The sequence below is a fragment of the Devosia rhizoryzae genome, assembly GCF_016698665.1.
GTDB lineage: Bacteria > Pseudomonadota > Alphaproteobacteria > Rhizobiales > Devosiaceae > Devosia > Devosia rhizoryzae.
Genome location: NZ_CP068046.1, coordinates 2,556,193 through 2,570,316 on the forward strand (window position 1 = coordinate 2,556,193; position 14,124 = coordinate 2,570,316).

The following is a 14,124-nucleotide window of genomic DNA, read 5'->3' on the forward strand; positions in this document are numbered from 1 at the left end:
ATGTCACCCCGGCGAAGGCCGGGGCCCAGCTTGAAATCTCAGGATGGGCCCCGGGTCAGGCCCGGGGTGACAATCGAGTTCGTGGCGCTGATTATGATCAGTTCACTACCGACTGGTCGCCATCAATTCCCAGACATTGCCTTCGCTATCCTCGAAGTAGGCCGAATAGCCCCATTCGGACTCGGTGCCCGGCGTGATGATGGCGCCGCCGGCGACGAGGACGCGGGAGAGGATGGTGTCGACTTCCTCGGGGCTTTCGGCGCGGTGGCTGAGGACGAAGCCGGGCGTGCCTTCGAGGCTTTCCGGCTTGCCTGCGGTCGCCGCGATCTGGTCGCGCGGGAACAGCACGAAGGAAAAGTCGTCGTCGAAAAAGAAGGCGACGTGGTCTTCACCGGCGCCGATCTGGTCATCGGCGATGTCGAACAAGGCGCGGTAGAAGGCGAAGGCGCGTTCGAGGTCGTCGACGCCGATGGTGATGATCGAGATGGATGGCTTCATCGCTCAGGCCTTTTCTGCACCGGTGGAGAACAGAGCCTCGAACTGGCCTTCCTCGATGCGCGCAGCAGCGATCACCGCCTGGGTGCGGCTATCGACATCAAGCTTTTGCAGGATCGCCGAGACGTGCGCCTTGACGGTGGCTTCCGAAATAGTGAGCTCATAGGCGATCTGCTTGTTCATCAGGCCATCGCTCAGCATCATCAAGACGCGAACCTGTTGCGGCGTCAGGGTCGCAAGGCGCTTCATCAGGCCCGATTGTTCATCCTCGCCGCCCAGCGTCGTGCCGGTGGGGACGAAAACCTCGCCCGACAGGACGGTTTCGATGGCGCGGCGGATTTCGGTGGGGCCGACGGACTTGTGCAAATACCCGGCAGCGCCAAGCTCGAAGGCGCGGCGCACGACCGTATTGTCCTCGACCGCCGAAATGATCATCACCGGGATGTCGGGATATTGCGCGCGCAGCAGCAAAAGCCCGGAAAATCCGCGGACGCCCGGCATGTTGAGATCGAGCAGCACCAGGTCGCAATCGCGGTCGGCGTCGAGCGCGGCACTGAGGCTTTCGAGATCGCCCGCTTCCTCGACGCTGACGGTGGCGTCGCCGCCGGCAAGGGTCTGGCGCAGCGCGGCGCGGAACAGGGGATGGTCATCGACGATGATGATGCGGCGGCGGGTCATGAGCGGGCCTTTCGTCTTGCGGGCCGATATTAACCCGGAACTACAAGGCTTTCCGGCATTCGTGAATGCATATTGCGACAATGCTTAACGGGTTCTTTACCATAAGTTCGCCAGTGTGGCCCCTATACCTTCGTGCTGAATCACGAGGGGTCCGTCTTTTCTTGACAGGGACCACACATGCCCCGCGCTTACCCTCAATCGGAAACTGCCGGCCTTTCCCGTGATCCGGCTGCGGGCGAGTGGCAAGCCTTGCGCGGCGAACTGGTCGCCCTGCTCGACAAGGTTGAAAGCCGCTATGCGCCGGCAGAAGCCGAAGTGCCCGAGCCGGCGGTCAGCGCCCTGTCGCGTCGCATGCAGCATCTGCGCGACCAGGTGGAAGCGCCCGAACCGACGCTGCGCCGCCGCGAGGCGCTGCGCACCGTCAAGCGCGCGGTCGACCGCTTCAGCGAGCGCGATGACGACGAAGCGCCCGCGGTGGATGACCTTACCTCTGCCATTGCCGAAATTCGCAGCCGCCAGGGCGCGCCAGGACAGCCGGCACCGATGCCGATGCGGCGCGGCTCTGATGGCGGGGAAATCCGCGAACTCAATGGCCTCGTCACCGGCATGACGCAGCGGCTGGAGCGCCTCGAGGGCGAGCTCAAGTCGCAGCGCAGCAATGCCGGCAGCGTGCGCGAGGTCGCAAGCCAGGTCGAGCAGCTGACGCAGGTCGTGGAACTCCTGGCTGGCGCCATCGGCGAGACCGGACAGGTCAAGCGCCTCGAAGGGCAGATCGCGGCGCTCAGCGTCATGATCGAACAGGCGCCCAAGACCGACCTTTCGGCCATCAACCAGCGGCTCGACGATGTGTCGGCGACCGTGGGCAAGCTTGCCGAGCTGCAGGCGCAGCAGATGGAGCGCGAAATCGGCCGCGAACAGCGCGCCACGCCCGAGATCGCCAAGATGGCCCCGGCCATGGAAAGCATCGAGGCGAGCGTGCGGTCGGTCTACGACCGGATCGATGCGATCGAGCGCAATGTGGCAATGTCCTCGGCCGATTTCGAACGGCTAACCGGCGAAATGGCCGCTTTCACCCAGGCGATGAAGGACAATACCGCAGCGCCCAAGGCGCTGATCGGCCTTGTGGAAACCATGGCCGACCGTATCGAGGCCATCGAAGGCAATGCCGAGGTGCAGGCGCTCAAGGGCGAGATCGCCGGGCTGCGCGCCGCGGTGCTGCAGGGGATCGAACCGCGCTTCGTGCGGCTGGAAAACCAGATCGAGGCGCTGAGCGACCGCATCGTGCCCGTGGATACCAGCGTGGTCGAGAACCAGCTGACGGCGCTTATGGCGCGGATGGACGATGCCGGTGCACAACTCGATGGGCTCGCACGGCTTTATAATTCAGGCGACGACCGGCCGGATTTCGAGTCGCTGGCCACGATGGTTGCGGAGCGCACCAGCGAAGCTGTGGCGCGCAAGGCGACCGCCCCGGTCGCCATGTTCGGCGCCGACAGCCTCAAGAGCATCGAAGACCGCATCACCGGTTTGATCAAATCGGCCGGCAAGACGCCGGACTATGAGAGCCTCGCGGACCTCGTGGCGGCCCGGACCTCCGAAGCGGTGGCGCGGTCGGTGCCGGCGACGCCGGACACAAACGGCAATATCGATGCGCTCGAAAAGCGCATGACCTCGCTGCTCAACACTGCCGGCAAGGATACGGCGGAACGCTTGACGCGGCTCGAGGCCATGCTGGCCGAGCGCAACGAGGCGCCTGCGCCGGTTCCGGTGCGCGCCAAGGCCCCGGCGCCAGAGCTCAAGGACGATCCGTTCGAGGCGGTCACGCAGCCGCGCCAGGGCGGTACCGAAAAGCTCGACTCCATCCTCCAGACCCTGAGCAAGGGTCCGAGCGACGCCATGCCGGTCAATCCGGCCGATGAACATCCGCTGGTGGATCGCGGGCCCAAGCCGATGGCTCAGGCTCCGAGCCGTGCACCGGCGCCGCGTGCGCCTGCGGCCTCGCCGGCGAAAGAAGTTGCGGTCCCGGTGATCGATCCCGAAAGCGTGCAGCGTCCGCCGCGCCCCCAGTCGAGTTTTGCCGAGCCGGACAACAATCCCTTCTCCGAGCCGCCCCGTGCGCCGGCGCCAACGCCGGAAGCAGCCGCAGGCCCGACCAGCACCAGCACCTTCGTCGCCGCGGCCCGCCGCGCGCAGCGCGCCAAGCAGGAAGACGTCAAACCTGCTCCCGGCAGCACCTCGCTGATCGGGCGGGCGCTGGCCCGCGTGCGCCAGAACAAGATCGACAAGGTTGAGAAGACCGAAGAGGTGTCGCTCGACGCCATGCCGGTGGCGCCGGTCGCCAAGCCGGCGGAAAAGCCGAAAAAGGAAAAGCCGGTCCGCGCCAAGCGCGAGCCGAAGGCTGCGGCAGCACCGGTTGCCGACATGCGCATGCCGATGCCGCAGGTGGCGCAGGAAAGCTTCCTCACCAAGCATCGCCGTCCACTGCTATTGGCGGCAACGCTGGTCGCGGTGTCGCTCCTGGCGCTGAACCTTGTGTTGCAGCGCATGGACACCGTCGACCCGGTGCCTGCGCCGGAAGCCGCTGCCGCTCCGGAAGAAGCGCCGGTGGGTGATGTTTCGACGATCGCTCCGCCGCGCGTCATCGACATGGTCGATCCGACCGCTACCGGATCGATCAATCCGGGCGCGCCGATGACGTTCAGCAAGCCCGCCAGCGCCAAGATCACGGCGCCGATTACCCCTGCCCTGCTGCCGGACGAGACCCCGGTCGCGATCGCACCGGCTAGCCTTGGTGCAGCGCCTGCTCTGCCTGATCTCACCCCCGTCGACCCGCCAGCCGACGTTGCGGCCGTGGCCGAGCCGTTCGACTTGCCGGCTGAAGGCGTGGGCCCGCTGGAACTGCGCGAAGCGGCTGCCAAGGGCAACGCCAAGGCGCAGTTTGAAGTCGCGGCAATCTATGGCGAAGGCCGCGCCGTTGAAAAGGACCTCGAGGAATCCGCCAAGTGGTATGAGCGCTCGGCTGCACAAGGCTTTGTGCCGGCGCAATACCGTCTGGGCAATCTCTATGAGCTCGGCAGCGGCGTTGAAAAGGATCTCGAAGAGGCCAAGCTCTGGTACCAACGCAGCGCCGAAGCCGGCAATCGCATGGCCATGCACAACCTTGCCGCGCTCCATGCTGGCGGACAGATGGGCGAGCAGGAATTCGAGGTTGCCTCGGAATGGTTTGCCCGCGCCGCAGCCCTCGGCATGACCGACAGCCAATTCAACCTCGGCATGCTTTATGCCCGCGGCCTTGGCGTCGAGCAGGATTTCGAGCAGTCCTACAAGTGGTTCTCGCTGGCAGCGCTGAGCGGCGACAAGGACGCGACGCAAGCGCGCGACGATATTGCCAAGTCGCTCACTGCCGAAGCCGTTAGCCGCATCAATGACGAGGTCAAGGCCTGGAAGATCGAGCCGGTCGACTTTGCCGCCAACTTTGCGCCGATCGGCACATGGACCGACAGCTTCGCCCCGGGCGACGCGATCGGCAGCCGCGAAGTGGTCTCAAAGGTGCAGCAGGCGCTCAACAAGCTTGGCTTCGACCTCGGCACGCCCGATGGCGTGGCCGGTCCCAAGACGCGCGATGCGATCAGCGCGTTCGAGCGGAGCACCGGCATGAGCGAGAGCGGCGCCGTTAATCCGCGGTTGCTGGCGGTTCTGGGGAGCCAACCGGTCTGATGACCGGGAGAAAGATTTGACACTGCCATGGCCCGGACATAAGCCCGGGCCATATCTCTTTTCCGCTGTGGCGGGCTTTTACGGGACCTAAAGATCTTGCAGATCTATCTGCCGATCGCCGAGCTTTCCGTGAACCTCTTCTTTCTCGTGGGGATCGGAGGGGCGGTCGGTTTCCTGTCGGGCCTGTTCGGGGTCGGCGGCGGGTTCCTGTTGACGCCCTTGCTGATCTTTTCGGGCGTGCCGACCGCCGTGGCCGTGGCCTCGGTAACCGGACAGGTCGTGGCCGCCTCGACCTCGGGTGCCTTGAGCCATTACCGGCGCGGCGGCATCGATCTCCATCTCGCCATGTATCTCGTGCTCTCCGGCGTGCTTGGCGCTTTTGGCGGCGTGGCAGCGTTTTCGCTGCTGCAGGACGCCGGTCAGCTCGATCTTGTGATCTCGCTTGGCTTCCTGATCTTGCTGGGCTCGGTCGGCGTCCTGATGCTGCAGGAATCGGTGCGGGCTTTGCTCAAGCATCGGCAGGGCATTGTGGTGCGCGAGCGGCTGCCCAACCAGCATAGCTGGATCCATGGCCTGCCCTGGCGCGTGCGGTTCAAGAAGTCGCGGCTCTATATCAGCGTCTTGCCGGTGCTGGGGATTGGGCTCTTTATCGGCTTTGTCGGTTCGCTGTTGGGCATTGGCGGCGGCTTCATCATGGTGCCGGCGCTGGTTTACCTCTTGCGCGTGCCCGGCAATGTGGTGATCGGCACCTCGCTCGCGCAGGTCGTGGCCATGATGTCGGCCACGACAATCCTTCATGCCGTGCAAAGCCAAAGCGTCGATATTCTCCTTGCCTTCTGCCTCATGGTGGGTGGTGTCGCCGGGGCACAATTTGGTGCAGCGGCAGGCAAGAACCTGCGGGGCGAACAGTTGCGCGGGCTCCTCGCGCTCTTGATCCTTGCCGTCGCCATCCGCTTCGGCCTCTCGCTGGTGCTGACGCCTGCAGACCCGTTCAGCATGGCTGTGACGAGCGTGGCGCGATGACAAGGCTCTTCGTGCTCTTCGCTGTGCTCCTGGCTTTCGCCCTGCCGGCGCAGGCACAACGACTGATTTCCGGCGTCTCCAACGACACGGTGCAGATCACATCAAGCTTTGATGGCGAGCGGCTGACCTTCTTTGGCACGATCGCGCCGGAAGCGGGTTCGACCAGCACGACCGTGGAGGGACCGTTCCAGGTTGTGATTGTGGTTCTGGGGCCGACGCAGAACCGGGTGGCGCGCGAGAAGACCAACAACTTTGGCATCTGGCTCAATACCGATCAGGTCGAGTTCCAGCGCTTTCCGAGCTACTTCCACGTGCTGTCGAACAAGCGTCTGCTCGAAATCAGCGACATTGCGACGCTCAACGCCAATTTCATCCTGCCGGAATCCTACGCCATGGCGCCAAACCCGGCCGGCTTCATGAAGACGCTGAATTTCGGCCGCGAACTGATCCGGCTGATGTCGGAGGACGGGCTGTTCGGCGTGCAGGAAACCGGCGTACAGTTCATGTCGGACACGTTCTATACTGCACAACTGACCCTGCCGAGCAGCGCGCCGCCGGGGCCCTATATTGCGCAGACATACCTTTTCAAGGATGGGGCACTGATCGCCCGCAAGTCGGAGGGGTTTGCGGTGCGCAAGATCGACTTCGAGCGCTTCCTTGCGCAGTCATCGACGCAGTATCCGCTGCTCTACGGCATCGCCTGCGTGATCCTCGCGCTGTTTACCGGTTGGCTGGGCGGCGTGATCTTCAAGCGCTAATGCCACGCCCTCGTGGTTCGAGGCTGCGCTTCGCTCCGCACCTCACCATGAGGGCTACTGAAGATCTCGAAGTAGTCCTCATCCTGAGGTGCGCAGCGTCAGCGAAGCCTCGAAGGACGAGGACGTGCCGCTAGCCGTTGACCAATCGCTTTGTCGGCACCGGATAGGTGCGGTCGCGGCCGAGCATGGTCACTTCGAGCGCCGGCATGTGGAAGAGGCCGAAGAAGGCTGGCGACAGGATGTTGATATTGCCGGCGGAGCTGCCATAGGCGGGCAGGATCATCAACCGGTTGTCGTGGACGAAGCAGGGCTTGCGCGCAGTTCGGCCGTCCATGGCGATGCGCGCGGCCGGATGAAGATGGCCACTGACATGACCCTTGGCGCCCTTGGACGGGTGGTGGATGAAGGTGAGGCCTTCGACCTGGATTTCCGGCAGGCAGGTGCCGCCGATGCAGTGCGCAATGGGGTCGTGATTGCCTGAAAGCCAGATGCATTCGACCGTGTCGCAGATGGTGTCGAGCCGCAGCCGATCGGCCGGGGTGAGCAGCGAGCTCGAGTCCGGACGATGAAAGGTATCGCCTAGCGACAGGAGGCGCCTCGCGCCGGTGCGGCGGAGGTCTGTCTCGAGCCGGGTGATGGTCATCGCCGTGTCGTAAGGCGGCAGCATCTGCCCCTTGCGGGCAAAGCTTGCCATCTTCTCGAAGTGCAGGTCGGCGACAAGCAGGGTCGACTGCGCGCGCCAGAACAGGGCGCCCGACGGCAGCGGTTCGAAATTGTGGCCGGCAAAACGCAGCAAGACTGTTTCCGTGACGGGAGCCGAAAGGGCAGCAGCGGTGTTCATATGTTCGTTCAACGCCCCAAAGTAAGGCCACCTCACCCGACGCTCACGCGTCGAATCGCCATTCGAGCTTAGCTCTCATGGCCTTCTCGCTTCAAATCACTCCACTGGAGTGATTTGCCCTCTGGGTCAGCTCGAAGTCCCCGAGGGGGCGAGGTAAGAAAGGTCAGCGCTCGCCCATCGCTTCTCGAATGAGCTCGTCTGCAGCTTCCGCCATAGCTGATTCGCGGCCTTCGCCATGAATGATCTCGCGGCCGATATCGAGGAGGATGGGCACGGCCAGGGGGGAGACACGCTCCAGCGGCTTATGGACGATGTGGTGCCGGATGCGCGTCAGCATCTGGCCCAAACGCCCGATATCGAGGAGCCCGCGGGCTGCATCGTGGCGCGTCGCCTGGATCAGAATGTGGTCGGGCTCATGGGCATAAAGCACGTCGTAGATCAGATCTGAACTCATCGTGATCTGCCGACCGGTCTTCTCCTTTCCCGGATGGCGGCGCTCGATCAGCCCGGCAATGACGGCACAGTTGCGGAAGGTCCGCTTCATCAGCGCCGATTCATCGAGCCAGGATTCCAGATCGTCGCCGAGCATGTCTTCGTCGAAAAGCTCGTCGAGCGAGAGGCGATCGGTGCGGATCAGTGCCGAGAGGTTTCCCAGCCCCCAGATGGCCAGCGAGTATTCGGAAGCGACAAAGCCGAGCGGGCGGGCGCGCATGCGCTCGAGCCGGCGGGTCAGCAGCATGCCCAGCGTTTGGTGCGCAAGCCGGCCTTCAAAGGGGTAGCAGACCATGTAGTATTGCGTGCCGCGCGGAAAGGTTTCGACCAGGAGGCTGTCGCGGCGCGGCATGACCGAGATGTCGCGCTGAAGCCGCAGCCAGTCGGAAACCTGGTCGGGCATTTTGCTCCACTCCTCGGGAGAATCCATGATGCGGCGGACGCGCTCGGCCAGGTAGGTGGACAGCGGGAAGCGGCTGCCGCCATAGGTCGGGATCTTGGGATCCTTGGAGAAGGCGCGCGACACATAGGCCTCGTTGTCCTTCATGCCCTCGAAGGCGACGATTTCGCCGCCGAAGATAAAGGTGTCGCCGATGGTCATCTGGCCGAAGAAGTATTCTTCCATTTCGCCGAGGACGCGGCCACCGGCGCCGATCGGCCCCGTGGTTCGGCCCTGCTTTTGCCCCCTGCCCCGCACCAGGCGCACCTTGATCATCGGCTCTTCGACGATGGTGCCGATGTTGAGACGGTATTGCTGGGCGACCTTGGGGTTGGCGATGCGCCACATGCCGTCCTCGGTCTGGCGCAGGCGGGCATAGCGTTCATAGGCCTGGAGCGCGTAGCCGCCGGTGGCGACGAATTCGAGCACCCGGTCGAACTGTCCGCGCGGCAGGTCGCGGAAGGGCCAGGCGCGGAGGACTTCGGCGTAAAGATCATCGGCGAAAAAGGGCGCGGCGCAGGCCATGCCGAGCACGTGCTGGGCCAGAACGTCATAGCCGCCGGGCTGGGGGTCTTCGCTATCCTGATGCCCTTCGGCGACAGCTTCCACCGCCGCTTCGCATTCGAGCACTTCGAAGCGGTTGGAGGGCACCAGCAGCGCCTTGGAGGCATCATCGAGCCGGTGATTGGCGCGGCCGATGCGCTGCAGCATGCGCGAGGAGCCCTTGGGCGCTCCGATCTGGACCACGAGATCGACATCGCCCCAGTCGATGCCAAGATCGAGGGTCGAAGTGCAGACCACGGCCTTGAGCCGCCCATCGGCCATGGCGGCCTCGACCTTGCGTCGCTGCTCGACCGATAACGAGCCATGGTGGAGGGCGATCGGCAACATCTCCTCGTTGATGTCCCACAGGCCGGAAAACAGCATTTCAGCCTGCGAGCGGGTATTGACGAAGAGGAGCGTCGTCTTGTGGGCGCGGATGATGTCGAGCAGCTCGAGGTGCGCATATTTGGCCGAGTGCCCGGCCCAGGGCAGCCGTTCTTCGGTTTCCAGAATTGCCAATTCCGGCGGCGCGCCGCCGACCATGCGCAGGAGATCGGTGGGGCGATCGAGGTTCGGTTGGGCGATCCATTCCTGCAAGAGATCTGGCCGGGCGACGGTGGCGCTGAGCGCTGTGATGCGCATTTCGGGTGCAAGGGTCGCGAGCCGGGCCAAGCCGAGCGACAGCAGTTCGCCGCGCTTATTGGTGACCAAGGCATGAAGTTCGTCGAGCACGACGCGGCGCAAGCTGCCGAACATCAGTTCGGCCTTGGGGTGGCTGATCAGAAGCGCAAGCTGTTCGGGCGTCGTCATCAGCACATGCGGCGGGCTGGTGCGCTGACGCGCGCGCTTGGCAGCGGAGGTGTCGCCGGTGCGGGCTTCCACCTTGATCGGCAGTTTCATCTCGTCGATCGGCGTCGACAGATTGCGCTGCACGTCAACGGCGAGGGCCTTGAGCGGGGAAATGTAAAGGGTGTGAAGGCCATCGAACTTGCCGTCGACCAGCTCGGTCAGGGTTGGAAGGAACCCGGCCAGGGTCTTGCCGGCACCGGTTGGGGCTATCAGCAGCTGCGAGGCGCCGCGCTGATAGGACGCAAGGACGTCGAGCTGATGTTGGCGGGGGGCCCAATTGCGGGTGGCGAACCAGTCGGCGATGACGGGGGGCAGCGTTGCAGCGCTCATGTTCTCGTCGCTTTCCCTCTCCCCTCGCGGGAGAGGGTGGATCGGCCAAAGGCCGAGACGGGTGAGGGGTATCGGGCAACATAGTGCCAAAATACGGCACCGCACCCCTCATCCGCCCTTCGGGCACCTTCTCCCGCAAGGGGAGAAGGGAGGACCGCGCTTGGGGGGACAGCCAACAAACCTGACAACGAACACCTACTGCAATTGCTCCGCAAGACTATATGATGGCGTGAACACTGCCAAACGGAGCGGACCGATGACAGAAGACTATAGGCCTCAGACTCGTTCCGGCGCCGAGCGCTTGTTTGGCGGGCGGCCGAGCTCGGTGGTGATGCGGCTGGTGCTGCTGTCGCTTCTGGTCGGCTTCGTGATGTCGGTGTTCGGCTTCAATGCCAGCGACCTGCTGCGCGGCGCAGTGGACGCCGTGCGCGAAGCGCTGCGCGATGGTGGCGGCATCGTCCGGCAGATCATCGGCTATGTCCTCGCTGGTGCAGCGGTCGTGGTGCCGATCTGGCTGCTGATGCGCCTCGCGCGGGGTGGCCGATGAGCGTCTTGCGGCTAACGCCGGCCGAGGCTCTGGCGCGGCTGGTGCCGCATATTCTGCAGATGGAAAGTGCAGCCGGTGGGCAGCGGATCGCCATTGGCCTTGCGGGTGGCCCGGGGGTCGGCAAGTCGACGCTCGCGGCAGAGCTCGTCACCATGCTCAATGCGGTCAAGCCGGGCAGCGCGGCTTTGGTGCCGATGGACGGCTTTCACATCAAGCACGCCAAGCTCGAAGAGCTGGGGGAGACCGACCGCAAAGGGGCGCCGCATACATTCGAGGGCGCGGCGTTTGTGAGCTTCCTCCACCACCTCAAGCGCGCCACCGAGCCCGTGAGCGGGCCAGGCTATAGCCGCAAGATCGAGGACACGGTCGAAGACGCCTTTACCGTGCAGCCGGAGGCACGGGTGCTGGTGGTCGAGGGCAATTACCTGTTGCTGACCGAAGGCCCTTGGGCGGGCGTACGGTCGCTGCTCGATTACGCGGTCTTCATCCACGTGCCGCGCGACATGGTCGAAGCGCGGCTGTTACGGCGGCATGGGGAAGAAGGGCTGTTCACCGACGAGCGCAACCGCGCCCATATCGCGTGCAACGACCTGCCCAATTACGAGCTGGTGGAGGGCTCGCGTGATCGGGCCGACGTGGTAATCGAGCTGGTGGTCGAGGCTTAGGAAGGCACCCCCTTCCGAGCGACGCTAGGCTCCTTCGTCGCCAAGCTTTGCTTGCCTTCCCCTCTTAGGGGGAAGGTAGCTCCTGTGACTTTGGCTCGATAGTGCCACATCAGCTGCGTTCACCTTCCCCCTCAGAGGGGAAGGCAAGCGGAGCTAAGGTGCGCAGCGCCTTAGCGAAGCTCGGAAGGGGGTGCCTTACCAAAGGCCCAGTCGTCCACCTTCGTCCCCACCAGTTCTGAAATATTAAGCTTACCCTGGGCTCGGACGGCAGCGACGAGGCCGCGCTTGACGCGGTCGAGCAGGTCGAGGCCGCCGAAGACCAAGGCTGAGTAGAACTGGATGGCGTCAGCGCCGGCTTCGAACTTGGCGAGCGCGGTTTGCGGGGAATGGATGCCGCCGACGCCGACGATGGGCATGCTGCCGACGCGCTGGCGCATCTGGGCAAGGCGCTGGGTGGAAAGCGCGAACAGCGGCTTGCCAGAGAGACCGCCGGTTTCGCTGGCATTCTCCAGGCCCGAGACTGGGTCGCGGCTGATCGTGGTGTTGGAGACGATGAGGCCATCGAGGTCGGTGTCGAGAATAACACGGGCCACGGCATCCATGCCGGCTTGGTCGAGATCGGGGGCGATCTTGAGAAGGACGGGGACGCGCGTCCTGGCCTTGGCGCGGGCACTCAGCACTTCGCCCAGAAGCCGCCGAAGGGCTTCGTCGGCCTGGAGATTGCGCAGGCCAGGCGTATTCGGCGACGAGACGTTAACGGTGAGGTAGTCGGCAAGGTCGGCAAAGCGCTGGACGCCCAGCACATAGTCGGCGACGAAATCGGCGCTGTCCTTATTGGCGCCGATATTGACGCCGAGCGCGGCGGGCACGCGCAGGCCCTTGAGGCGTTCGAAGGCGGCCTCGTGTCCTTCATTGTTGAAGCCCATGCGGTTGATGACGCCTTCGGCCTCGGGGATGCGGAACAGACGCGGCTTGGCATTGCCCTCCTGCGGGCGCGGGGTGACGGTGCCGATCTCGACCATGCCAAAACCCATCAGCGCCAGCTGGCGCGGCACTTCGGCATTCTTGTCGAAGCCTGCAGCCATGCCGACAGGATTGGCGAGGTCAAGGCCGCACAGCGTGGTCGCGAGCTCGGGCGCGTCCTTGTCCTGCTGGGTCGGCGCGAGGCCCAGCCGTAGAGCGCTGATGGTTGCGCCATGCGCCGTTTCGGGGTCCATGCGCAGGAGCGTGTCGCGCGTCAGCGATTGGAGGCCCTGAAGGCGCAGCAGCGGAGCAAGGGCGGAAAGGATCACCGGACAGCCTCTGGCAGCGTGCAATTGCCTTCGGCATCGACATCGACGGACGCCTCCCACTCGACGGCCGATAACGGCAGCGGGCCGCCATAAAGATGCGGGAACATCTGGCCGCCGCGTGACGGCTCCCAGATCAGCTCGGGCAGGTCAGCCGTGCGGACGGCTAGGATCACGAGGCCGAACTGGCCCTTGAAGTGGAGACGAAGGGTTTCAGCGAGCTGGGCGGCGGTCGAGAAATGAAGATATCCATCGGCGGCATCGATCGGCATGCCATCATAGTGGCCTGAAAGCCGTGCCGGCGCGAAGGAAGCGACTGTGGCAATCTTGTAGATGAGGTCTGGCGTGTCGGTCACGTGCGGCTCCCTGCTGTGCCGTTTGCGGTAAAGTGGATGGGGGCGCTTTACAAGCGGGGAGAGGATGGATAGGTTAGGACGATTTTCCTTAAGTGTGACTGATTTCCTTTCTGGTGAGATCCATGCTCTCGCATCGCGCCATCTGGGACGGTATTGACGGCATCGCCCGGCGTCAGGGCGTGTCGGTGTCGGCGCTTGCAAAATTGGCGGGGCTCGATCCCACCGCGTTCAACGTTTCCAAGCGCGTCAGCAAGGATGGACGGGAGCGTTGGCCCTCGACCGAAAGCATTTCCAAGATTTTGGAAGCGACGGGCGAAAGCTTCGATAGCTTCATCGAGGGGACCGGCGCCTATATCAAGGCGCATGGCGGCTTTGGCGAAAGCTGGCGCACGGCGACGGTGCCGCTCCTGGGCCTGGCGCAGGCGGGTGCAGGCGGGTTCTTCGACAGCGCTGGTTTTCCGGTCGGCCAGGGCTGGGACGAAGTGGCCCTGCCCTCGCCCGAGGACAACGGCATCTATGCGCTCGAGATTACCGGCGACAGCATGGAGCCGCTTTATCGCGAAGGGGACCGGATCGTCGTTTCCCCCACCGAGCAGGTGCGGCGCGGCGATCGGGTCGTGGTCAAGACGCGCGACGGCGAGGTGATGGCCAAGATCCTTCATCGCCAATCGGCCAAGCAGATCGAGTTGCGGTCAATCAACCCGGCCTATGAGCCGCGGCTGATCGATGTCGCCGATGTGGAATGGATGGCGCGGATCATCTGGGCCAGCCAATGAGCGCTGGGCCTGCTGCCAAACAGATGGAGCGGGTGGCAAGATGCTTTGACGCCAAGGGGCGGCTGCAGCGCTGGCCGTCCAAGCGCAGCGAGCAGGTGCTGGTGCTTTGGGTTGTGTGGTCGCAACTGCCCGACGATGTGCAGATGAGCGAAAGCGAGGTCAGCGCCATGTTGCGCGGCTGGCACGATTATGAGGACTTTGCGCTATTGCGGCGCGACCTCTGCGACCTTGATCTGCTGCGCCGCACGCCGGACGGCCGGATCTATCGCAAGATCGCTCAGGACATGCCTGAGGAAGCCCGGATCCTGGCGGAGCGGGTTGGCTAA

13 protein-coding genes are annotated in these 14,124 nt (G+C 64.3%); 7 read left to right on the plus strand and 6 right to left on the minus strand.

Annotation, left to right across the window (positions count from 1 at the left end; translation table 11 throughout):
• Positions 1 to 105 precede the first annotated feature (105 nt).
• Positions 106 to 498 carry a VOC family protein gene (locus JI748_RS12545; protein WP_201631160.1) on the minus strand — a complete coding sequence of 131 codons (393 nt, stop codon included), beginning with the start codon at positions 496 to 498 and terminating at the stop codon, positions 106 to 108.
• 3 nt (positions 499 to 501) lie between these two features.
• On the minus strand, positions 502 to 1,173 hold the full coding sequence (locus JI748_RS12550) for a response regulator (RefSeq protein WP_201631162.1): 672 nt from the start codon (positions 1,171 to 1,173) through the stop codon (positions 502 to 504).
• A 177-nt stretch (positions 1,174 to 1,350) separates the two neighbouring features.
• Between JI748_RS12550 and JI748_RS12555 the strand changes: the two genes are divergently transcribed.
• From JI748_RS12555 to JI748_RS12565, 3 genes are all read left to right on the plus strand, one after another.
• A complete protein-coding gene (locus tag JI748_RS12555) occupies positions 1,351 to 4,890 on the plus strand; it encodes a peptidoglycan-binding protein (protein WP_201631164.1) in 3,540 nt (1,179 codons plus the stop codon).
• 96 nt (positions 4,891 to 4,986) lie between these two features.
• Positions 4,987 to 5,913: a sulfite exporter TauE/SafE family protein gene (locus JI748_RS12560; protein ID WP_201631166.1), complete on the plus strand. Its 927-nt coding sequence runs from the start codon at positions 4,987 to 4,989 to the stop codon at positions 5,911 to 5,913.
• The gene (locus JI748_RS12565) at positions 5,910 to 6,671 is read left to right on the plus strand and encodes a TIGR02186 family protein (protein WP_201631168.1); all 762 of its coding nucleotides are present in this window, start codon (positions 5,910 to 5,912) and stop codon (positions 6,669 to 6,671) included. The genes JI748_RS12560 and JI748_RS12565 overlap by 4 nt, the downstream gene beginning before the upstream one ends.
• Positions 6,672 to 6,801: 130 nt before the next feature.
• Here JI748_RS12565 and pdeM read toward each other — a convergent pair whose 3' ends face one another.
• Positions 6,802 to 7,512: a ligase-associated DNA damage response endonuclease PdeM gene (gene pdeM / locus JI748_RS12570; RefSeq protein WP_201631170.1), complete on the minus strand. Its 711-nt coding sequence runs from the start codon at positions 7,510 to 7,512 to the stop codon at positions 6,802 to 6,804.
• Between the two features lie 163 nt (positions 7,513 to 7,675).
• Positions 7,676 to 10,165, minus strand: coding sequence for a ligase-associated DNA damage response DEXH box helicase (locus JI748_RS12575; RefSeq protein ID WP_201631172.1), 2,490 nt, complete (start codon positions 10,163 to 10,165; stop codon positions 7,676 to 7,678).
• Positions 10,166 to 10,421: 256 nt separating this feature from the next.
• Between JI748_RS12575 and JI748_RS12580 the strand changes: the two genes are divergently transcribed.
• Together JI748_RS12580 and JI748_RS12585 are read left to right on the plus strand one after the other, a co-directional pair.
• Positions 10,422 to 10,712 carry a DUF6460 domain-containing protein gene (locus JI748_RS12580; RefSeq protein ID WP_201631174.1) on the plus strand — a complete coding sequence of 97 codons (291 nt, stop codon included), beginning with the start codon at positions 10,422 to 10,424 and terminating at the stop codon, positions 10,710 to 10,712.
• Entirely contained in the window at positions 10,709 to 11,377 is a 669-nt protein-coding gene (locus tag JI748_RS12585; RefSeq protein ID WP_201631176.1) for a nucleoside/nucleotide kinase family protein, read from the plus strand. The genes JI748_RS12580 and JI748_RS12585 overlap by 4 nt, the downstream gene beginning before the upstream one ends.
• A 170-nt stretch (positions 11,378 to 11,547) precedes the next feature.
• Here the strand turns inward: JI748_RS12585 and JI748_RS12590 are convergent, their stop codons facing one another.
• Complete coding sequence (locus JI748_RS12590) at positions 11,548 to 12,666, minus strand: quinone-dependent dihydroorotate dehydrogenase (RefSeq protein ID WP_407644953.1); 1,119 nt, start codon at positions 12,664 to 12,666, stop codon at positions 11,548 to 11,550.
• Positions 12,666 to 13,022: a DUF952 domain-containing protein gene (locus tag JI748_RS12595; protein WP_201631178.1), complete on the minus strand. Its 357-nt coding sequence runs from the start codon at positions 13,020 to 13,022 to the stop codon at positions 12,666 to 12,668. The genes JI748_RS12590 and JI748_RS12595 overlap by 1 nt, the downstream gene beginning before the upstream one ends.
• Before the next feature lie 122 nt (positions 13,023 to 13,144).
• Between JI748_RS12595 and JI748_RS12600 the strand changes: the two genes are divergently transcribed.
• Together JI748_RS12600 and JI748_RS12605 are read left to right on the plus strand one after the other, a co-directional pair.
• Positions 13,145 to 13,798, plus strand: coding sequence for a S24 family peptidase (locus tag JI748_RS12600; protein ID WP_201631180.1), 654 nt, complete (start codon positions 13,145 to 13,147; stop codon positions 13,796 to 13,798).
• On the plus strand, positions 13,795 to 14,124 hold the full coding sequence (locus JI748_RS12605) for a DUF2087 domain-containing protein (protein ID WP_201631182.1): 330 nt from the start codon (positions 13,795 to 13,797) through the stop codon (positions 14,122 to 14,124). The genes JI748_RS12600 and JI748_RS12605 overlap by 4 nt, the downstream gene beginning before the upstream one ends.